At 53.7% G+C, this 20,974-nt stretch carries 16 protein-coding genes; 13 read left to right on the forward strand and 3 right to left on the reverse strand.

Translation table 11 applies throughout. From position 1 onward, the window contains the following. Window positions 1-43: 43 nt before the first annotated feature. Window positions 44-1,231: a beta-ketothiolase BktB gene (gene bktB / locus FE845_RS11860; RefSeq protein ID WP_200364853.1), complete on the reverse strand. Its 1,188-nt coding sequence runs from the start codon at window positions 1,229-1,231 to the stop codon at window positions 44-46. Window positions 1,232-1,280: 49 nt separating this feature from the next. After that, window positions 1,281-2,423 carry an acyl-CoA dehydrogenase family protein gene (locus FE845_RS11865; RefSeq protein WP_200364856.1) on the reverse strand — a complete coding sequence of 381 codons (1,143 nt, stop codon included), beginning with the start codon at window positions 2,421-2,423 and terminating at the stop codon, window positions 1,281-1,283. A 160-nt stretch (window positions 2,424-2,583) separates the two neighbouring features. Here FE845_RS11865 and FE845_RS11870 point away from each other — a divergent pair, with 160 nt between their 5' ends. The 10 genes from FE845_RS11870 (at window position 2,584) to FE845_RS11915 (ending at window position 15,097) form a co-directional block, all read left to right on the forward strand. Then, on the forward strand, window positions 2,584-3,597 hold the full coding sequence (locus FE845_RS11870) for an AraC family transcriptional regulator (RefSeq protein ID WP_200364858.1): 1,014 nt from the start codon (window positions 2,584-2,586) through the stop codon (window positions 3,595-3,597). Window positions 3,598-3,730: 133 nt separating this feature from the next. Next, on the forward strand, window positions 3,731-5,314 hold the full coding sequence (locus FE845_RS11875; RefSeq protein WP_200364860.1) for a fatty acyl-CoA synthetase: 1,584 nt from the start codon (window positions 3,731-3,733) through the stop codon (window positions 5,312-5,314). A 231-nt stretch (window positions 5,315-5,545) separates the two neighbouring features. Next, window positions 5,546-6,001, forward strand: coding sequence for a MerR family transcriptional regulator (locus FE845_RS11880; RefSeq protein ID WP_200364862.1), 456 nt, complete (start codon window positions 5,546-5,548; stop codon window positions 5,999-6,001). Between the two features lie 59 nt (window positions 6,002-6,060). Then, a complete protein-coding gene (locus FE845_RS11885; RefSeq protein WP_200364864.1) occupies window positions 6,061-7,227 on the forward strand; it encodes an isovaleryl-CoA dehydrogenase in 1,167 nt (388 codons plus the stop codon). 199 nt (window positions 7,228-7,426) lie between these two features. Further along, a complete protein-coding gene (locus tag FE845_RS11890; RefSeq protein WP_200364866.1) occupies window positions 7,427-9,034 on the forward strand; it encodes a carboxyl transferase domain-containing protein in 1,608 nt (535 codons plus the stop codon). A gap of 15 nt (window positions 9,035-9,049) precedes the next feature. Continuing rightward, window positions 9,050-9,856, forward strand: coding sequence for an enoyl-CoA hydratase-related protein (locus FE845_RS11895; protein ID WP_200364868.1), 807 nt, complete (start codon window positions 9,050-9,052; stop codon window positions 9,854-9,856). A 2-nt stretch (window positions 9,857-9,858) separates the two neighbouring features. Next, window positions 9,859-11,874: an acetyl/propionyl/methylcrotonyl-CoA carboxylase subunit alpha gene (locus FE845_RS11900; protein WP_200364870.1), complete on the forward strand. Its 2,016-nt coding sequence runs from the start codon at window positions 9,859-9,861 to the stop codon at window positions 11,872-11,874. Continuing rightward, window positions 11,874-12,773 (forward strand): hydroxymethylglutaryl-CoA lyase, encoded by a 900-nt coding sequence (locus tag FE845_RS11905; RefSeq protein ID WP_200364872.1) that lies wholly within the window; start codon window positions 11,874-11,876, stop codon window positions 12,771-12,773. The genes FE845_RS11900 and FE845_RS11905 overlap by 1 nt, the downstream gene beginning before the upstream one ends. A gap of 9 nt (window positions 12,774-12,782) precedes the next feature. After that, window positions 12,783-13,361, forward strand: coding sequence for a peroxidase-related enzyme (locus tag FE845_RS11910; RefSeq protein ID WP_200364874.1), 579 nt, complete (start codon window positions 12,783-12,785; stop codon window positions 13,359-13,361). A gap of 50 nt (window positions 13,362-13,411) precedes the next feature. Beyond that, complete coding sequence (locus tag FE845_RS11915) at window positions 13,412-15,097, forward strand: AMP-binding protein (RefSeq protein ID WP_200364876.1); 1,686 nt, start codon at window positions 13,412-13,414, stop codon at window positions 15,095-15,097. 6 nt (window positions 15,098-15,103) lie between these two features. Here the strand turns inward: FE845_RS11915 and FE845_RS11920 are convergent, their stop codons facing one another. Beyond that, complete coding sequence (locus FE845_RS11920) at window positions 15,104-16,402, reverse strand: PepSY-associated TM helix domain-containing protein (RefSeq protein ID WP_200364878.1); 1,299 nt, start codon at window positions 16,400-16,402, stop codon at window positions 15,104-15,106. A gap of 117 nt (window positions 16,403-16,519) precedes the next feature. Here FE845_RS11920 and FE845_RS11925 point away from each other — a divergent pair, with 117 nt between their 5' ends. The 3 genes from FE845_RS11925 (at window position 16,520) to FE845_RS11935 (ending at window position 20,932) form a co-directional block, all read left to right on the forward strand. After that, on the forward strand, window positions 16,520-18,505 hold the full coding sequence (locus FE845_RS11925; protein WP_200364880.1) for a TonB-dependent receptor plug domain-containing protein: 1,986 nt from the start codon (window positions 16,520-16,522) through the stop codon (window positions 18,503-18,505). Between the two features lie 182 nt (window positions 18,506-18,687). After that, entirely contained in the window at window positions 18,688-19,302 is a 615-nt protein-coding gene (locus FE845_RS11930) for a TetR/AcrR family transcriptional regulator (RefSeq protein ID WP_200364882.1), read from the forward strand. A gap of 4 nt (window positions 19,303-19,306) precedes the next feature. Then, window positions 19,307-20,932 (forward strand): phytoene desaturase family protein, encoded by a 1,626-nt coding sequence (locus FE845_RS11935; protein ID WP_200364884.1) that lies wholly within the window; start codon window positions 19,307-19,309, stop codon window positions 20,930-20,932. The last annotated feature ends 42 nt before the right edge of the window (window positions 20,933-20,974 follow it).

Here is a 20,974-nt window from a genome sequence, read left to right on the forward strand (position 1 = left end):
AACTGTACCCAATTCAGCCTTAAAAAGAAATCTGCCTGTTACATCAGTTAATGCGTTCAACAATCAACGCAATGCCCTGACCGCCGCCAATGCACATAGTTATAAGGCCATAGCGTCCGCCGGTGCGCTCAAGTTCTGCAAGGGTTTTAATGATAATAATGGAGCCGGTTGCGCCCACTGGGTGACCCAACGCAACAGCACCGCCGTTCGGGTTAACCTTATCCGCTGGCAAGCCCAATTCCTTGCTAACCGCCAGCGCTTGCGCTGCAAACGCTTCGTTAGACTCGATCACATCCAGATCGGCCACGCTGAGGCCGGTTTTCTCCAATACGGTCCGCACCGCAGGGATTGGTCCAAGCCCCATCACACTCGGGTCTACCCCGGCAAAGGCATAGCCCACAATACGTGCGCGGGCTTTGAGGCCGCGCTTTTCCGCTTCGGCTGCGCTGGTCAGCACCATGGCGGCGGCGCCATCGTTAATGCCTGATGCGTTGCCAGGAGTAACTATGCCGTCTTTTGTGAAGGCCGGCTTCAAGCTTGCAAGGCTTTCAGTTGTGGTGCCCGCACGCACATGTTCATCCTGTTCGAAAACAACCTCTTTACGGCCCTGTTTTACGGTTACCGGTACGATTTGTTCTTTAAAGTACCCTTGCTCAATAGCTTGGCTGGCCCGACGGTGGCTTTCTGCGGAGAAGGCATCCAAATCTTCGCGGGTTAGGCCATATTTTTCGGCAATACGCTCTGCCGTCATGCCCATGTGGCCACTGCCAAACGGATCGGTGAGCGTTCCCAGAGTCATATCAACCGCTTTCCCATCACCCATCCGCAAACCTTTGCGAACGTTGGGCAGAACATAGGCGCCTTGGCTCATGCTTTCCGTGCCACCGGCCAGAGCAATCTTGCTGTCGCCCATCATGATCATCTGTGCAGCACTGATAACCGACTGCACGCCGGAACCGCAAAGGCGGTTTACGTTGAACGCCGCCGAACCTTTCTGAAGGCCAGAGTTCAGGCCAATGTGGCGGGCTACATAGGCGTCGGCCGGGCCAGTAGGGATAATGTGACCGAACACCGAATGATCGATGTCTTCCGCAGGCACGCCAGAGCGGCTAATCGCCTCTTTGGCGGCGCAGGTTCCCAGCTCTGCAGGCGTCAAGGAGCTTAGGCTGCCGCCAAAGCCACCAATGGCTGTACGGGCACCGTCGAGAATAACAACATCGGTAAGTTTCATTAATTCGTCCTCAAGAGTTGGATGACTAAAGCACTGGAGAGCACATAATCTATTTGCCCAGCATGGAGCGGGCAATGACTTCTTTCATAATTTCAGAGGTTCCAGCGTAAATTGTCTGCACACGGGCATCCACAAAGAACCGCGATACAGGATACTCCAAGGTATACCCGTAGCCGCCAAATAGCTGCAAGCACTCGTTGGCGATATCGCACTGCATCTCTGTGAGCATCAGTTTGAGTATGGCGGCTTCCGTTGGCCCCATCTCGCCTTTCAGGTAATTTCCGATACATTGATTCAAATAGGCTTTCGCCACTTCCAGCCGTGCCTTGGCTTCAGCCAGTTTGAACCGGGTATTTTGGAAATCCGCAACCCGCTGGCCAAAGGCATGGCGTTGTTGCACATAATCCAGAGTCAGCGCCAGCACGCCTTCAGTTGCGCCCACCGCTTGTGCGCCTACACCCAAACGTTCCCGGGGCAACTCCTGCATGAGATAAGCAAAGCCCCTGCCCTCCTCGCCAAGCAACGCATCATGGGGCACCAAAAGATCAGAGAAAAAGAGCTCCGCCGTATCGCTGGCATGCTGACCTATTTTACGAATGCCTTTCCCGCGGGAAAACCCGGGCAAGCTGGCATCCACAAGAAACAGGGAAACACCTTTAGCACCGGCTTGGGGATCGCTTTTGGCACACACAATCACCAGTTCGGCGTGCAAACCATTGGTAATAAATACCTTGGCACCATTGATCACATAGCCTTTTTCAGTACGCTGCGCCGTGGTGCGCATAGCCGCAAGATCGCTACCGGCACCCGGCTCGGTCATGGCTATTGCGCTGAGAATATCGCCGCGGATCATCGCCGGGAGATAGTGCTGTTTCTGGGCCTGTGTACCAAGATGCAGAAGATAAGGCATGACTATATTGGCGTGAATATTGTAGCCACCGGCCAGACCGCCAAAGCCCTTGCGGGCGATCTCTGAGATGGCCAGCTGCGAGATTTCAAAGCTCGCACCCGCTCCCCCGTATTCTTCAGGCATATCTATGCCAAGCATGCCAGCCTGGCCCAGCGTGTTCCAAACCGAGCGCGGGATTGCAGATTGCTCCTCCCACTGTTCGTAGTGCGGCGCGATTTCCTTATCTAAGACCCGGTTGATCATTTCATGAAACAGCGCGGTATCTTCTTGGTGTCCGGACATAGATAACCTCTCAAGTAACTTTAATTAGCAAACCCATCAACAAACCCATTAGTCATCTGATTATTCAGGCAGCCAATCATTTAAAGGGTTATCCTGCTCCTCGGGAATGGCCGTACAAGCCGAAAAAATTGACACAATACGCACCTGATCATCCGTAGATATGCCAAAACCGCAATCCGTACCCCACATCGCCAACCACTACCTGCAAGCTTCCATTCGCGGGGCCGAAAGACAAGGGGTGAGCAAAGACACCCTTCTTGACATGGCAGGGATTCCGTCCGATTGGATCAGCAAGCCCGAGCAACTCATTACAGAGCAACAGCTCACCCAGTTGATTAAGAGTGTGTGGCGAGTAACCCGTGATGAATTTATGGGGCTTTCAACAAGCCCCTGCAAAAACGGCACCTTCGCGCTGATGGCAGACTACTCCCTCGGCTCAGCTTCCCTCGGGGCGGTACTGCGCAAAAGCGCCCGGGTATACAGCGTCGCCTGCAACAACGTCGATATCGGTCTGGGCGAAAGCGACAGCAACAAACTGGTGTTTTTCCGCCTAAGTCTCGAAGATGCCAGCCAGGATACAGACCACATGCTGCAGGAATTTCTGCTTCTTATGTGGCAACGATACGCCTGCTGGCTAGTGGACCAACAGATCCCGTTCGCCACAACCTGCTTCAGGTACCCCGCGCCGAAACATCTTAACGAGTATCGCGCTATGTTCCCGGCGGAGTTGCAATTTAACGAGCCTGTATGCGGCTTTTCATTGCATGAAAAGTACTTGCAACTCCCCGTAACCCGGAGCGAAGCAGAACTGGAGGTGTTTCTGAAGGAGGCACCAGCCTACATTCTGCACAGGCCCGATATCGACGACAGCCTGCGGAATCGTGTTCGCACCATGCTGGCAAGCCAGAGCCTGAACAACATGCCCAGCCTTGCTGAAATTGCAGAGCTGCTGCACATGACACCCAGAAGCATAGGCCGCAAGTTGCAGGAAGAAGGCACCTCTCTGCGCCTGATCAAAAACAGTCTGCGGAGGGAGTATGCAATTAAGCTCATGAGCACAGAAAATCTCAGCGTGGCAGACATCAGCGAGCGGGTTGGCTTCTCGGAAACCGCCTCATTCTGCCGTGCTTTCAAGCGCTGGACGGGCAAATCACCCTCGCAATGGGGTGGCTGAAAACCCTGTAGAAAATGCATCTACTTGGCCGATTGGGTCAATTTTTTCGACCTGACAGGTCATTCCCCGAGCCAGTGCTTGTTTGAGTTAATGCCAGCCATACCAGTATAAAAACACCAATAGAGGTACTTGAATGAACACCCATAGCACAACGGCCTCCAACTCTCTGCCTGCGGGCATTGCCCGTGCACTGCGCAACACTATAGGTGATGCCCTCGCCCGCTCCGCGCACACTCATGGCAAGCGCACAGCTTTGGCATTCGAAGATCGGGTCTGGACCTACACTGACATTCACACAGCCTCAAACCGTCTGGCCCACCGTCTTATCGGGCTTGGACTAACCAAAGGCGACCGAGTTGGCGCTTATGGTAAAAATTCAGATGCCTACCTGTTACTTTGGCTTGCCTGCACAAAAGCCGGACTTATTCATGTGCCTGTTAACTACGCGCTGATTGGCAAAGAGCTGACCTATGTAGTGAACCAATCTGGCTGCAAGGCTCTGTTTTTCGATACAGACCTGCAACCGCAGGTGGATGCCGTTAAAGACACAATCGAGGTTGGCATTTACGGGTCTCTTCACGGGGGCCAGAGCGAAAACAGCCCAGACGCGCTAAAGCTCGCACTTACGGCGGGTGAAGACACGGCACCGGAGCTAGAGCTTTCAGACACAGACGTGGTACAGATACTCTATACCTCCGGCACAACCTCCGACCCCAAAGGCGCCATGCACACGCACCGCTCGCTAATGAGCCACTACAGCGCCTGCCAGTACCATTTGGACATCCGCGCCAGCGACCGCTCTCTCGCGGCCTTGCCTCTTTACCACTCTGCACAAATGCATGTGTTTTCCATGCCCATGCTGCTAAGCGGCGGTTACAGCCGACTGATCAACACACCAACGCCGGATGCCATTCTCGGATTGCTGGCCCGTGAACAACTCAATGCCTTTTTCGCGCCACCTACCGTATGGATTGCACTGCTGCAGAACCCGGAGTTCAGTCAAGACAAACTCCAGCATATGGACAAACTCTACTATGGCGCGTCCATCATGCCCGGACAGGTCGTGAAAGAGCTGGGAGAAAAACTACCGGGCGCAGGCCTCTACAACTGTTACGGCCAAAGTGAAATTGCACCACTGGCAACCGTTCTACTCCCGGAAGAGCATGCTGACCGACCCTCTTCTGCTGGCCGCCCCATGCAAACTGTTATGACCCGCATAGTGGACCCGGCGACGGGCAAAGACTGCAAACCTGGCGAACAAGGTGAACTGGTGCACCAGTCCCCTCAACTGATGGTCGGCTACTGGGCCAAGCCCGAAGCAACCGAAGAAGCCTTCAAGGACGGCTGGTTCCATTCTGGAGACTTGGGTTACCAAGATGATGAGGGCTATATCTACATCGTTGATCGCATAAAAGACGTGGTGAATACCGGCGGTGTTCTGGTTGCCAGCCGTGATGTGGAAGAAGCCCTTTACCAACACGAATCCGTGGCAGAAGTTGCGGTGATAGGCGTGCCCGATGAAAAGTGGATTGAAGCCATCTGTGCGGTTGTCGTGCTTAGAAGCGGATACACCGAAGATCCTGACGCCCTAATGAGCCATGCGCGCTCAAAACTCGCAAGCTTCAAGGTGCCGAAACATATTCATTTTGCAGATCAGCTACCCAAGAACACCGCGGGCAAGCTATTAAAAAGGAAGCTAAGAGAAGACTTCTCTTAACACTCCTATTCCGAAGACGTCAGGCTCTCTCTTTATTCCCCTGGAGAGCCTGACCAGCTGCCTGCCGTCTGATATTCTCTCCGTCACTACGGGCCCTTCCTTAAGTGCCCTCCATTACGCGCAATAAGTTCGCCTAATTCTGTTGGTCCACATTAACAACTCTTTCGCCCCACCAAATACTTTACGTTAACGTAAACTTACTCTAATCTAGACTAAAAGAAGGAAACCGCCATGATCCAAAAAAGAACATTCAGTATCGGCGAACTCTCCAGCGAGTTTGACGTAACTACGCGAAGCATCCGTTTTTATGAAGATCAAGGGCTGCTAAAACCGACACGGCGCGGGCAAACGCGCATATTCAGCACCAAAGACAAAGTGCGCCTAAAGCTGATTCTTCGTGGAAAGCGCATGGGCTTTTCGCTTGCTGAAACCAGAGAGCTTTTCGATCTATGGGATGAAACCCCGACCGGGAACGAAAAACAGCTACTAAAAATGCTGACTATACTGAGCAACAAACGCGCTCACATGGAACAGCAGAAAAGCGACATAGCCATGGCAGAAATGGAAATCGACACCGCCGAGGCCCGTTGTCGTGAAGCCCTCACCGAATTGCAGAAAAAGAAAAAACAACAAGCTCCGGCTAATGACGAGCCAGAAAATATTGCTAAAAAAACGGACAACAATTGATCTCTGGCCACACAACCTATTTCCAACCACGTATCTGGCAGAATAAAAGGCAACCAAGCATGAAATCACAATACTCAGAACTCAATTTCGGCCTCGGCGAAACCCTAGACATGCTGCGCGAGCAAGTCAACGCATTCGCCGCAACCGAAATCGCCCCACGCGCCGAAGAAATCGACCGCAGCAACGAGTTTCCCATGGACCTATGGAAAAAATTCGGCGACATGGGCCTTCTGGGTATTACCGTGGATGAAGCTTATGGCGGCTCCGGTTTGGGTTATCTGGCCCATGTCATTGCCGTGGAAGAAATCAGCCGCGCATCGGCCTCCGTTGGCCTATCGTACGGGGCCCATTCCAACCTCTGCGTAAACCAGATACACAGGAACGGAACCGAAGAGCAAAAGCAAAAATACCTACCCAAGCTCGTCAGCGGTGAGCACATTGGTGCCTTGGCCATGTCTGAGCCCAACGCTGGCTCCGACGTTATCTCCATGAAACTCAGCGCTAAAGACGCCGGCGACCACTACGTGCTGAACGGCAACAAAATGTGGATCACCAACGGCCCAGACGCCAACGTTTATGTCATCTACGCAAAAACCGACGTAAAGGCTGGCTCAAAGGGCGTGACCGCCTTCATCGTAGAACGCGACTACGAAGGCTTCAGCCGACACCAGAAACTCGACAAACTCGGCATGCGCGGCTCCAACACCTGCGAACTGGTCTTCCAAGACTGCAAAGTGCCCAAAGAAAACGTACTGGGCGAAGTAGGCAAAGGCGCAAAAGTCCTCATGAGCGGCCTAGACTACGAACGCTTGGTACTGGCGGGCGGCCCGCTAGGCATTATGCAAGCCGCCATGGACGTTGTGATCCCCTACGTTCGCGAGCGCAAACAGTTCGAAAAAGCCATCGGCGAATTCCAGCTGGTTCAGGGCAAAATTGCCGACATGTACACCTTCATGAACACCGCCAAGTCCTACGTTTACATGGTGGCTCAGTCTGCCGACCGCGGCGAAACCACCCGCAAAGACTCCGCCGGTGCAATTCTCTACTCAGCCGAAATGGCCACAAAGCTGGCTCTGGACGCCATCCAGCTTCTGGGCGGCAACGGTTACATCAACGAATACCCCACGGGCCGATTGTTGCGTGATGCCAAGCTTTATGAAATCGGCGCGGGCACATCCGAAATTCGGCGCATGCTGATCGGTCGGGAACTGTTCCTGAACAACTAAACAGCAGGTTCGAGCCTTAGGCTTCCTCGGCCCACTTGTCCGGCGGAAGCCAGCACCCAAGTTTGACAAGGGACTGGCGGGGTGTCGTTCCGGGAATGTCGTAGGCCAAGGACGGCCGGAGACAAGCGCACATGGATGTGCTCGTAGCGGTTCCCGGAACGACACCCCGCCAGTCCCGATGCAACCAGGTCAGGAAACCATGACAATACTCCAAAGCAAAATAAACCCAAGATCTGAAGAGTTTCAGGCCAAGCAAACCGCCATGGCAGAAGCCGTCGCAGACCTGCGGGAAAAAGTCGCCACCATCCAACAAGGTGGCGGCCCCTCCTATCAGGAACGCCACATAGCCCGCGGCAAACTCCTGCCGAGAGACCGCATCAACCACCTACTAGACGACGGCTCCCCCTTTCTTGAAATAGGCCAGTTTGCCGCCTACAACGTCTACGGTGAAGAAGTCCCCGCAGCAGGCGTTATTGCAGGCGTAGGCCGCGTCTCCGGCACCGAATGCATGATCATCGCCAACGATGCCACAGTTAAAGGCGGCAGCTACTACCCGCTTACCGTCAAAAAACACCTGCGCGCCCAAGAAATTGCCCTGGAAAACCGCCTACCCTGCATCTACCTAGTAGACTCTGGCGGTGCCAACCTACCAAGGCAAGACGAAGTATTCCCCGATCGCGACCACTTTGGCCGCATCTTCTACAACCAAGCCCGCATGTCCGCCGACGATATCCCGCAAATCGCCGTCGTAATGGGCCTGTGTACTGCTGGCGGCGCCTACGTACCCGCCATGGCCGACGAATCCATCATCGTACGCAACCAAGGCACCATCTTCCTGGCAGGCCCGCCTCTGGTAAAAGCCGCCACCGGTGAAGTCGTTACCGCAGAAGACCTCGGCGGCGCCGACGTACACTGCAAAATCTCCGGCGTTGCAGACCATTACGCCGAAAACGACGCCCACGCGCTGGAAATAGCCCGCCGCTGCGTTTCCAACCTCAACCGCAAAAAGCCGGTACCCGTTGAAATCCGCAAACCCAAAGCGCCCCTATACGACCCTGCCGAAATCTACGGCATCGTCGGCACCGATCTGCGTAAACCTTTCGATGTGCGCGATGTCATCGCCCGCACCGTAGACGGCTCCGAGTTTGACGAATTCAAACGCTACTACGGCCAAACGCTAGTCACCGGCTTTGCCCACATACACGGCTACCCCGTGGGCATCATCGCCAACAACGGCATACTGTTCAGCGAGTCTGCACAAAAAGGCGCGCACTTCATCGAACTCTGCTGCCAGCGCAATATCCCTCTGCTATTCCTGCAGAACATCACCGGCTTTATGGTCGGCCAGAAGTACGAAGCCGAAGGCATCGCCAAGCACGGCGCCAAAATGGTCATGGCCGTTGCTTGCGCCAACGTACCAAAAATCACCGTACTGATCGGCGGCAGCTATGGCGCTGGCAACTACGGCATGTGTGGTCGCGCCTACAGCCCCGACTTCCTATGGATGTGGCCAAATGCCCGCATATCCGTAATGGGTGGCGAACAGGCCGCAGGCGTACTGGCCCAGGTTCGCCGTGATGGCATGGAGCGTAAAGGCCAAGAGTGGAGCGCCGAAGAAGAGGCCGCGTTCAAAAAGCCAATTGCTGACACCTATGAAGAGCAAGGCCACCCCTATTATGCCAGCGCCCGCCTGTGGGATGACGGCGTAATCGACCCAGCACAAACCCGGGAAGTCGTTGCCCTCAGTCTCTCTGCCACCCTTAACCGGCCGGCGAAGCCCACACGCTTCGGCGTGTTCCGGATGTAATCGGGGAGAATGATCATGACAGAACAGGAATCCGCCGTTCTACTCAACCGCCGCGCTCAAGGCGTAACAGAAATCGTTCTGAACCGGCCAGACAAACGCAACGCTTTTGATGACCTGATTATCCAACAGCTTATCAGTGCGATAACAGAAGTAGACGCCGATAGTGAGACCAAAGTGGTGGTCCTACGCTCCGAAGGCAAACACTTCTCAGCAGGCGCAGATCTGGGCTGGATGCGCCGTATGGCAGACAACAGCCAGCAAGAAAACTTAGAAGACTCACGCCAGCTAGCGCGCCTGATGGACTGCCTGAACCACCTCAGCAAACCCGTCATCGGGCTTGTTCAGGGGGCTGCCTACGGCGGTGCCGTCGGCCTTGCAGCATGTTGCGACATAGTTATTGCTACAGAAACATCCAGCTTTTGTTTGAGTGAGGTAAAACTTGGCTTGATCCCGGCTGTGATAAGCCCCTACGTGGTGCGCGCCATCGGCGAGCGTCAGGCCCGTCGCTACTTCATTTCAGCGGAAGTCTTTAGCGCCCGGACCGCCGAGCAACACGGCCTTGTGCATATTGTCTGTGACGACGTTGATGCCATGAACGCCCGCTGTGACGAAATGCTGACACAATTGGCCCAGAATGGCCCCGAAGCCATGAAGGCCGCCAAGAGCTTGGTGTTTGCCGTCAGCCACAAACCTATTGATAGCAACGTGATTGACGACACCGCACATCGCATCGCTGATATCCGCGTAGGCAAAGAAGGTCAGGAGGGGCTAAGCGCCTTTCTGAACAAACGCCGCGCCAACTGGATTCCGGAGAGCAACTAACCATGTTCAGCAAAATCCTCATTGCCAACCGCGGCGAAATCGCCTGCCGGATTATCCAAACAGCACACCGCATGGGTATCCGCTGTGTCGCCGTTTATTCCGATGCAGACGCCAACGCCCACCATGTCGCCATGGCAGACGAAGCCTTCCATATCGGCCCGGCTCCCAGCTCGGAAAGCTATCTGCGCGGTGAGAAAATCATCGAAATCGCCAAACGCAGTGGCGCCCAGGCTATCCACCCAGGCTATGGGTTCCTCTCGGAAAACACCGGGTTTGCCGAAGCCTGCGAAGCCAACGGCATCGTCTTTATTGGGCCACCCTCTTCCGCCATTGCGGCAATGGGTTCCAAATCCGCCGCCAAGGCCATTATGGAAAAAGCCGGTGTACCTTTGGTGCCCGGTTATCACGGCGACGACCAAGCCCCGGAAACCCTACGTGCCGAAGCAGAAAAATGCGGCTTCCCGCTACTGCTAAAAGCCGTTGCCGGTGGCGGTGGTAAAGGCATGCGCGTGGTTGAGAACATAGGCGAGTTTGATGATGCCCTCGCCGCTGCCAAGCGCGAAGCCAAGAACGCCTTCGGCAACCCGGATATGCTCATAGAGCGCTATCTTACCCAGCCGCGCCACGTTGAAATTCAAGTGTTCTGCGACCAAAGCGGCAATGGCGTATATCTGGCCGAACGTGACTGCTCGGTTCAGCGCCGCCACCAAAAAGTTCTGGAAGAAGCACCGGCACCCGGGCTAAGCGAAGACACCCGCAAAGCCATGGGCGAGGCGGCTGTTAAAGCGGCTCAAGCCATCGATTATGTAGGCGCTGGCACCGTAGAGTTTCTTTACGATGTGGACGGCTCGTTCTTCTTTATGGAAATGAACACCCGTCTGCAAGTTGAGCACCCGGTAACCGAAATGGTGACCGGGCAGGATCTAGTGGAATGGCAGCTAAAAGTCGCCTGGGGTGAGCCCCTGCCACTGGAACAGGCTCAGGTTAAAACCCGCGGCCATGCTCTGGAAGCCCGCATTTATGCCGAAGACCCAGATCAAGATTTCCTCCCGGCCACCGGCAACCTGCGCTACCTGAGCACGCCCGACGAAAGCGCCCATGTGCGGGTAGACACCGGTGTTATCGAAGGCGATGAAATCAGCATCCACTACGATCCGATGATTGCCAAACTAATCGTGTGGGACGAAACCCGAGATCAAGCCATCAACCGCATGGTTCAGGCGCTTGAGCATTACCGGATTGCTGGGGTGAAAACCAATATTCGGTTTCTGCATGCGCTGGCCGACTCCCAGCCATTCCGGGAAGCAGATCTTACAACCGGTTTTATCGACAGCCACCGGGAATTGCTCTTCCCGAAATCAAAACTCGACACTCATAAAGCACTGGTTCTGGCCGCAGGTTTTGTGTTGGAAGAGCGCAAATCCGCAGACTCTGTGAGCACTGACCCCTGGTCGCCGTTCGGTCGCCGTAACAGCTGGCGTGTAAACTCGGAATACGCTCAACCCCTTCAACTGCAAGTGGGCGACGACCTACATGAGCTGAAAATTCTGGAGAAAGACGACCACTATCAGGTATCTGTAGATAGTAGCGTTTATAACCTCACCGCCAAGCTTGATGACGACTCACTGCAAGCCGTCATCAATGGCCACCGCATCAGCGTCCACGGCAACCTGCACAACAATCAGCTCGTACTCTTTTACGAAGGCGACACTTTCCAATGCACCCTCTATCGGGAAAGCTACGTGTCCGATGATATGGCACCCGAAGGCGGACTGACCGCCCCTATGAACGGCGCAATCGTGGCGGTTCAGGCCAAAGTAGGTGACAAGGTCACCGCGGGCCAAACGCTGGTGATCATGGAAGCCATGAAAATGGAGCACGCTATCAAGGCTCCGACAGACGGCGTTGTTAGCGAGATTTTCTTCAATGAAGGTGAGCAGGTTTCTGAAGGCGCTGAGCTGATTGCCATAGAGATTGCAGAAGCAAACGCAGAGCAGAGCGATGAGGAGGCTGGCTGATGGCCTTTCCCAAACAGGTGCGGCTGGTTGAAATGAGCCCCCGGGACGGTTTGCAAAACGAATCGGGGCCGGTGATTGCCACAAGCATCAAAACCCAACTGATCGAACGGCTTGCCGATTGCGGTCTCAATCATATTGAGTCTGCCAGTTTCGTGTCACCCAAATGGGTGCCACAAATGGGTGATGCCGCTGACGTAATGGCAGGTATCAAACGTAAAGCCGGTGTGCGCTATTCGGTTTTGACCCCCAACCTCAGAGGCTTCGAGAATGCTCTGGCAGTGGGCGTGGATGAAGTAGCGGTATTCGGTGCGGCCTCTGAATCCTTTAGTCAGAAGAACATCAACTGCTCTATCGCGGAAAGTCTCGAGCGCTTCCTACCGGTGATGGAAGCCGCCAATAAGCACAAGATTCCGGTAAGAGGCTATGTATCGACCGTGCTTGGCTGTCCCTATGAAGGTGAGATTGCGCCTGAACAAGTGGCAAACGTTGCCAAAGCGTTGGCCGACATGGGCTGCTATGAGATTTCGCTGGGCGATACCATTGGTGTAGGTACTCCACTGAAAGCAAAGCGTATGCTGGAAGCAGTGGCAAAACAGGTACCCGTTGAACGCTTGGCTGCACACTTCCACGACACCTACGGACAGGCATTGGCCAACCTTTATGCAGTGCTTGAAGAAGGTGTGGCGGTTCTCGATGCCTCGGTTGCAGGCCTTGGCGGCTGCCCTTATGCCAAGGGCGCCTCGGGCAACGTCGCCACCGAAGATGTGCTCTATATGCTTGAGGGACTTGGTATCGGCACAGGTGTAGATTTGAATAAACTAGTGGCTACCGGTGATTGGATCAGCAGCCAGCTCAACCGTCATAACGGCTCAAAAGTGGGCCAGGCTCTAAAACCGTAAGGATCTGACATGACCAATAAAAAAGACGTTGTCGCTCTAGACCTCCCAATCCCGGACATGAACGATCTACCTGATGATGTCCGTAAGTATTTTGAAATCTGCCAAGAAAAGCTGGGCATGGTTCCCAATGTGCTCACCGCGTTCAGCCAAAACCTGAACCAGCTAGACGGTTTCACACGGTTCTATAACGAACTGATGATGGGTGAAAGCGAGCTGAGCAAACTCGAAAGGGAAATGGTTGCGGTCGTGGTTTCATCCGAAAACAAATGCTTTTACTGCCTCGTAGCACACGGCGCAGCAGTAAGAGTTTTGAGCGGCGACCCCGCCCTTGGCGAACATCTGGTGATGAATTACCGTTCGGCGAAACTCGATAAGCGCCAGCGCGCCATGCTGGATTTCGCATCGCACCTGACACGCTCCCCGGCAACCGTGGCCGAGGACGAAGTACAAGCACTGCGGAATGCAGGCTTCAGTGACCGCGGAATCTGGGACCTTAGCAACGTAATCGGCTTTTACAATATGTCGAATCGCGTGGCGATTGCCAGTGACATGCGACCGAACCCGGAATACCACAAACAGAGCCGGTAACCGGCGCCATAACTTCCAGACCTCGACCACAAAAACAAATGGAGGCAAACATGAACCAGACTCTTCCAAGCTACAGCAGCGGCACCTCCACCACACCGCTTCTGGGCATGACCATTGGCGAAATGCTTGACCGTACCGCCGCTAAATACCCTGACACCGAAGCCCTTGTGTGCCTGCATCAAGACATACGCTGGACCTACAAAGAGTTCCTTGCCAAGGTAAACGAAGCAGCCCGGGCCTTTCTCGCCATTGGCGTTAAACGCGGCGACCGCGTGGGCATTTGGGCACCCAACCGTTACGAGTGGACCGTTACTCAGTTTGCAACCGCAAAAGTGGGTGCCATTCTGGTCAACATCAACCCTGCTTACGGCCTGCACGAGCTGGAATACGCCTTGAATCTGGCGGGCATCAGCGTGCTGGTAACCGCAGACAGTTTTAAAGCCTCCGATTACCGTAAAACACTGTACGATCTGGCGCCCGAGCTGAAAGCCAGCACTCCGGGCAAGCTCAATGCCCAGAAGGTTTCAGACCTGCGTGCGGTAATCAATCTGGACACAGAAAACCACGCCGGCATGTGGAGCTGGAGTGAATTTACCGGCTTTGCAAACGACGTAAGCCAGGAAGAAGTCGATAAGGTTCAGAGTCAGCTCCAGTTCGACGACCCCATCAACATACAGTTCACATCCGGCACCACTGGCAACCCCAAAGGCGCCACCCTCACCCACCACAACATCCTGAACAACGGATTCTTTGTGGGTGAAAGCCAGATTCTAACCGAGAAGGACCGACTGGTTATCCCCGTGCCTCTGTACCACTGCTTCGGCATGGTGATGGGCAATCTGGGCTGCATAACCCATGGCTCCACTATGATCTATCCGGGTGAAGGCTTTGAGCCCAAAGCGGTACTGCAGGCGGTGCATCAGGAGAAGGCGACGGCACTCTACGGCGTACCTACCATGTTCATAGCAGAACTGGCAGAGCCCGAGTTTGATTCCTACGATCTTTCAACCTTGCGCACCGGCATCATGGCCGGATCCATCTGCCCGGCGGAAGTGATGAAGAAGGTCAATGGCAAGATGAACATGAAAGAGGTTCAGATCGCCTATGGCATGACTGAAACCAGCCCGGTGTCCACCCAGACCAGCTCACTCGACCCTTTCGAGAAGCAGGTTACGACCGTGGGCCGCACCCAACCGCATCTGGAAACCAAAATTGTTGACCCAGGTACGGGTAACGTATTGCCCCGTGGCGAGATTGGCGAGCTGTGCACCCGCGGCTACAGCGTAATGCTGAAGTACTGGAACAACGAAGAGAAAACCCGGGAAGCCATCGACGCCTCTGGCTGGATGCATACGGGCGATCTGGCCACTATGGACGAAGAAGGCTATATCCAGATCGTTGGCCGCATCAAGGACATGGTGATTCGCGGTGGCGAAAACATCTACCCGAAAGAAGTCGAGGAATTCCTCTACACGCATCCCTCCATCGAGGAAGTGCAAGTAACCGGCATACCCGATGACAAATACGGTGAGGAACTGATAGCTTGGGTAAAACTGCGACCCGATGCAGAGCCTGTGGATGCCGATGGCCTGATGGCTTTCTGCAAAGGCAAGATTGCCCACTTCAAGATCCCGCGGAATTACAAATTCGTGGGCGAGTTCCCCATGACGGTAACGGGCAAGATCCAGAAGTTTAAAATGCGGGAGATTTCTATTGAGGAAATGGGGTTGAAATAAGAAACCTTACCATTGGTGCCGTAAAATCCACTTGTAACATAAAGCGATCAACAAAGTGGTTATCAAAACCCAGCCGATGATAAACGTCATAACACCATAGGCCATGGGAACGTCTTCCAGCTGCGGATCATGAGTACCCAGGTAGCCAAGCATTTCGGAAACACCTGGGTACACTGATCCAAGCATGAAGATAAGCGTCAGAATTAGCGCACCACATGTTCCACGCTTGTAGGCTCGCCCCTGCAAGCCGCCTTGGCGAGACAGTCGTTTGCCATGGAGGTAAATACCAGACAAGCACAACCCGCAAAGCAATAAGCCAAATACAAACCAAAAGGCTTTTGAGACCAGACCCGCAAACGTTCCAAAGTGAAGCGGGTCAGCCATGTTTACCCAATACTGAAATGAGTCGAGGTCCGCGCCACGCTGTTGCGCGACTAGAGTACCGTTTTCATGAACGGTCACCGAGTTTGCGTGATCCCTCAGAAAATAATCATCTCCTCTGCCAGCCACCCGCAATCGGTCCTCACCGAAGAAGCTACCGGGCGGAAATATCTGTCGTATTTGTAGCTGAGGCCTCGCACGTTGGGCAATCGTCGTCAGCTCATTGATCGTGAGCGCAGGTGCCGGCCCTACCTCAGTTCCAGCGCTGCTACTTTGCTCGGCGCCAAATAAAAAATGCGGCAGACCGGTAGCCTCAAGCCCATACCAGACTCCGGTTATCGAGATGAGAACCCCGAACAGCAAGGCCCAAAGCCCGCCGGTTTTATGCACCTCAGTTGCCCAAGCTTTTTTCTTGCCCGGCTTGAATCGAAAGAGCTTTGTCCACCACCGCTTGTAGAAGTTCAACGCAGAGACAATAGACACCGCGAGTCCGAGAGCAAAAAGCGATACAAACACGATTCCCAGCGGATTGGGGTAAAACAGTCTTCGATGAAAACTCCGAAAAAAACGCTGCACAGTTGCCATGCTGCCGACACCCAGAATTTCATTATTTGATGGATCGACAAAGACATTAGTTCTTGGTTCGCCGTCGCGCTTTATCGCAACCTCAATAGCAGACCTTTGGTACTGGGGCATACGAAGTATCTGTATCTGCGCATTTGGAAATTCATGACGTACCGCACGGACGACGAAATCCCAGTTTATATCCCCTTCAAACGGCTGTACGCGCAACTCTGGGGTCACGAGCCAATCAATTTCTGACGACAACGTCGCTACGGTGCCGCTCCAGCAAATAACGAACAACATCACACCGGCAAACACGCCGGTGAAGCTATGAACATCAAACCATTGCCTTGCGCCCAAAATCACTCCAGCCAATAGATGCAAATCTACATGATAACAAGTTGCATTAACGTTTTTCGGGCTATAGTATTCGCGATTCTTGCATTTAGCAATAAAACACAGGACAGAGACACGAGCATGCAAAAACGGATTAGAACAACCCTATCGTTCCAGCCCAACTGCCGGAAAAGTTTCAGCGTTTATTGCTTTGTTGGAGCTATAGCCTTACCAGGCAGCGGTCACGCCGAAATCTACTCTTTGCCGGAACTGCTTGTTACTGATAATCCTGAACACTCGACACAAACATTTGAAGAGGATGTTAATCGCTCACAAAATAGTGCTCGCTCAAGCTCATCAACAGGTGGTGCTGCGCTACAAAACCTCAACCCGATGAATACCAACGATTCCCTGAGGCTAACGACCCCGGGGCTGATCAACACACCTGGCAATGGCCGCTTCGATGGCCCGACGCAAATTCGCGTGTTTGGCAACTTCCGTTCTGGCTCATCCATAGACGGGCTTCCAAGTGTTCTATTTCAAGCTGCCGAGGGTGGTGGATATTCCAACTTTCGTATACCGACTATTGCGATTGATCGGATTGACGTTTTAAAAGGCGGAAGAGCTGTTGAATATGGTGATAACTCAGAAGGCGGCATTTTCGTTACCCGTCTTAAATCTGGGCAAAATTACGATAATCATGGCGCAATATCGTCAGAGTTCAGCAACGCAGGAGAATCTATACTTCAGGGTGAAGTCGCAGACAGCACAGAAAACTATGATGTTTATCTGTCTGGAAGCTACCTTTACGGCGACTTTGATGGCTTAAACCCACCATCAAATCTAGACCAGCAAAGAGTCGGAAGCACAGCGGGAAAGCTAGGCATTAATATAAGTGATAAATCGCGACTGGAGTTTACCGGCATTTATAGCGACTCCAAAACGGATATGTTTCGTAACAACGCCCCCAATGAGGTCTCTTCAGAGAGCCTGTTCCTAGCAGGAACGCTTTCCCACAACCTCAACGACCAAACCAACCTTAAAATCGGCTACCTCAGGTCAGACAGTTCGAGCCTTTGGCCTGCCCGTGACCGCGATCGCGCAATTGTAATTGATACGGTTTTTGCGGACGCTCTCTTCAAGCACGATCTCTCAAAAAGTCTGACTTATAGCGGAAGCCTAGGCACAGAATATGCCAGAACCAATAACTTGAGAGACAACAGCTGGGACAACACCTTCGACGACTACTCTCTCAAATGGCGTAATGCATTAACGCTAAACGAAAACACTATCTTTACAGTCGGGCTGCGCAACACCTGGTTCAACAATGAAATCGTTTTGGACAAAGTTGAACAGCCCGACAACCTTGCGAACGATAGCGTGTTTAGTTGGGAGGCCGGGGTAGCTCACTCAATTACCGAATCAACTCGGTTGAGGGCAAGTGTGGCCACGGGTTATTCCCGTTTTTACAGCATATACGGCAATTTTGGCACCGACGCCCTAAACCCCGCAGGTGCGCAGGATGAGATTGTTGAATCCTTAAGCTATGAAGTGGGTATCAATCAGGCTTGGGCCACAACAACACTCGATGTCAGCCTCTACTCTATCACTCAAGATAACGTGCCTCGGCGCAACAATGGCGCAATTCAGAACGTTGACGTTGAACAGGCTGGCCTTGAAGCAACGGTGCGATCAGCAATTACGGATACTATTTTCATTGAGAGCAGCTACACCCATTTGTTCGGCTTGAATGCGACACGGGACGACGGCACAGACGCTAACGGAAATATTTTCTACGGTGAAAATGGAGTAAATGTTGCCTCAGACCAGCTTACTTTGCAGATTGATTGGCGAGCAACCAACCAGCTATCACTCTGGGCTGCTGGCATTTACGGCACGCCTTTTGACCGCAAAAACGCAGACGGTTCCGAAGACACCAGAAGAAGTGCTTATCAGCGATTAGATATCGGCGCTGGTTTACGGATTACCGACAAGGCCTCTGCCAGAGTGCGCTTTGAGAATCTAACTGACGAGAAAGATTTCGGCAGTACGCTTGAAGGCGAGCCCGTCAACACTGAAGGCAAATTAGGTCGCGTGGCTTGGGTTGGATTCGACTACACATTCTGATCAGTATCTGAATACAACTTTTTAAACCCTTATAACAACCTTATTCCGCCCCGGCTTGCCTTAATTGGCCACCGGGGCTTTTTTTGGGCATTAGAAAATCTGTTTGACTACGGCTCTATTTCATGATGTTATCGCAGTTAACATTGTTACCACCGATAACATTCACCGAGTTCAAATTACCCATGGCAAAACCGGCCTATCATCACGGGGATCTACAGCTTCAAGCTCACTTGTTGGCCCTCGACACGCTCAGAACCCATGGGGATACCGCCATCAGCTTGCGGGCTCTGGCTAAGCAACTCGGTGTCAGCGCTCCGGCACTGTATCGGCACTTCTCAGACCGCGAAACACTGCTGGCCGAGCTCGCCATCGGAGGCTTTGAATCTCTTCGTGATCGCCTGCAAGCGGTGAACCAAGAAGTACCGCGCACGGCATTGATCGAGATTGGGTTGGTGTACGTAGCCTTTGCTCAGGAAGAACCCAACCTATACCGCTTAATGTTCGGAGGTCGGGTGTTACCCAAGGGCGCACATCCGCGTTTGGATGCAGCAGGCAAAGGTGCGTTTCAGGTTCTGGAAAACACCGTGGCCCGTGCCCGCGATCTGGGCTACCTCAAGCCCTCACCGGTTTCGCTGATGACAGCCGCCGCCTGGTCTCTGGTGCACGGGCTGTCGCAACTCACCATCGACGGCCATTTGCCCGGCGCAAAAGCCGAACCCATGTTGACCGAAGGCGTACTCAGCTTGCTGCTGGATGGTTCCCGGTCGAACGAGCAACAACAATCACAACAGGACTAATACCATGAGCAGCCCAAAACCCAGCACCCTCCGCGTTGGCAAACGTTATCGTGAAAACCGTCTGGACGGCCCCTACGATGCCATCATTATTGGCTCCGGTATCGGCGGCCTGACCGCCGCGGCCTGCATGAGCAAGATGGGTAAAAAAGTGCTCGTTCTTGAACAGCACTACACTGCCGGCGGATTCACCCACAGCTACGACCGTAACGGTTACGAATGGGATGTGGGCGTGCACTACATTGGTGACATGGGCGCAGACCACACACTGGGCAAGCGGTTGTTTGACCACATCACTGACAGTCAGTTGAAGTGGGCGCCAATGGACGCCAACTACGACCGTATCTACATCGGCGAAAAGTATGTGGACCTGGTTGCCGGCCCAGAGGAATTCCGTGCCGAGTTGGTGAAAGCTTTCCCGGAAGAAGAAAAGGCCATCGATACCTACCTGGGTTATCTACGTCAGGTATCCAAGGCCATGCCGGCGGTTGTTCTGAGCAAGGTATTGCCAAGCTTGGCTCTTGGACCGCTAAGCATGCTTGCGAAACGTAAGGCGCCAGAGTTCCTTAACAAGCCTACCCGCGAAGTGCTTGAAGGCATCACCAGCAATCAGGAGCTGATTGCCGTGCTTACCGGCCAGTGGGGCGACAACGGCCTGCCACCAGCCCAATCCAGCTTCATTGTGCACTCACTCATCGCCCGCCATTACCTGCACGGCGGCTACTACCCGATTGGTGGCGCCTCTGAAATGGCCAAGACCATTATCCCTGTGGTTCAGCAAAGCGGCGGTGAAGTTTTTACCTACGCGGATGTGACCGAGATTCTCATCGAGAAAGGCAAAGCCGTGGGCGTTCGCATGGCCGACGGTGCAGAGATTCGCTCGCCACTGGTCATCAGCAACGCAGGCGTATTCAACACCTTCAACAAACTGCTGCCAAAAGACGCGCCTGAATGGGACTACTATCAGGACAAACTCAAAACCGTTAAGCGTTCCATGGCCAGCAACTGCCTGTACATCGGCCTGGAAGATACTGCAGAGAACTTAGGCCTGCCGAAAACCAACTATTGGATTTACCCCGGCACAGACTACGAAAAACATGTGAAAGACTTCGAGGAAGATCCGGATAACAGCGATATTTCGCTAACCTATATTTCGTTCCCCTCGGCGAAAGACCCCAGCTTTCTGGAGCGCTACCCTGGCCGCGCCACCATTGAGATTGTGGCACCCGGCCCCTTCAAGTGGTACGAGGAGTGGGCGAACAAGCCTTGGGGCAAGCGCGGTGAAGACTATGAAGCCAAGAAGGAAGAGTACGCCCAGCGCCTGCTTGCGAAGCTCTATGAGAAATTCCCGCATCTGGAAGGCAAAGTGGATTACTACGAGCTATCCACGCCCCTGTCCACAGACTATTTCTGCCGCTACAGTGAAGGTGAAATCTATGGCCTCGACCATACTCCCGATCGCTTCGAACAGGACTGGCTAAAGCCCAAGACCCGCATACCCGGCCTGTACCTCACCGGCCAGGACATCATGACTGCCGGAGTAGTGGGCGCCATGCTCGGTGGCCTGCTGACAACCGTTGCTGTGAGCGGTTTGAAAGGCATCCCGCTTGCGAAGAAGATGTTTGTAGGCTAATTGGCTTCAGAGTTTCCGGTACCAGCAGCGTATAAAGTGTTT

It is taken from the genome of Marinobacter sp. 1-4A (assembly GCF_016597725.1).
Classification (GTDB): domain Bacteria; phylum Pseudomonadota; class Gammaproteobacteria; order Pseudomonadales; family Oleiphilaceae; genus Marinobacter.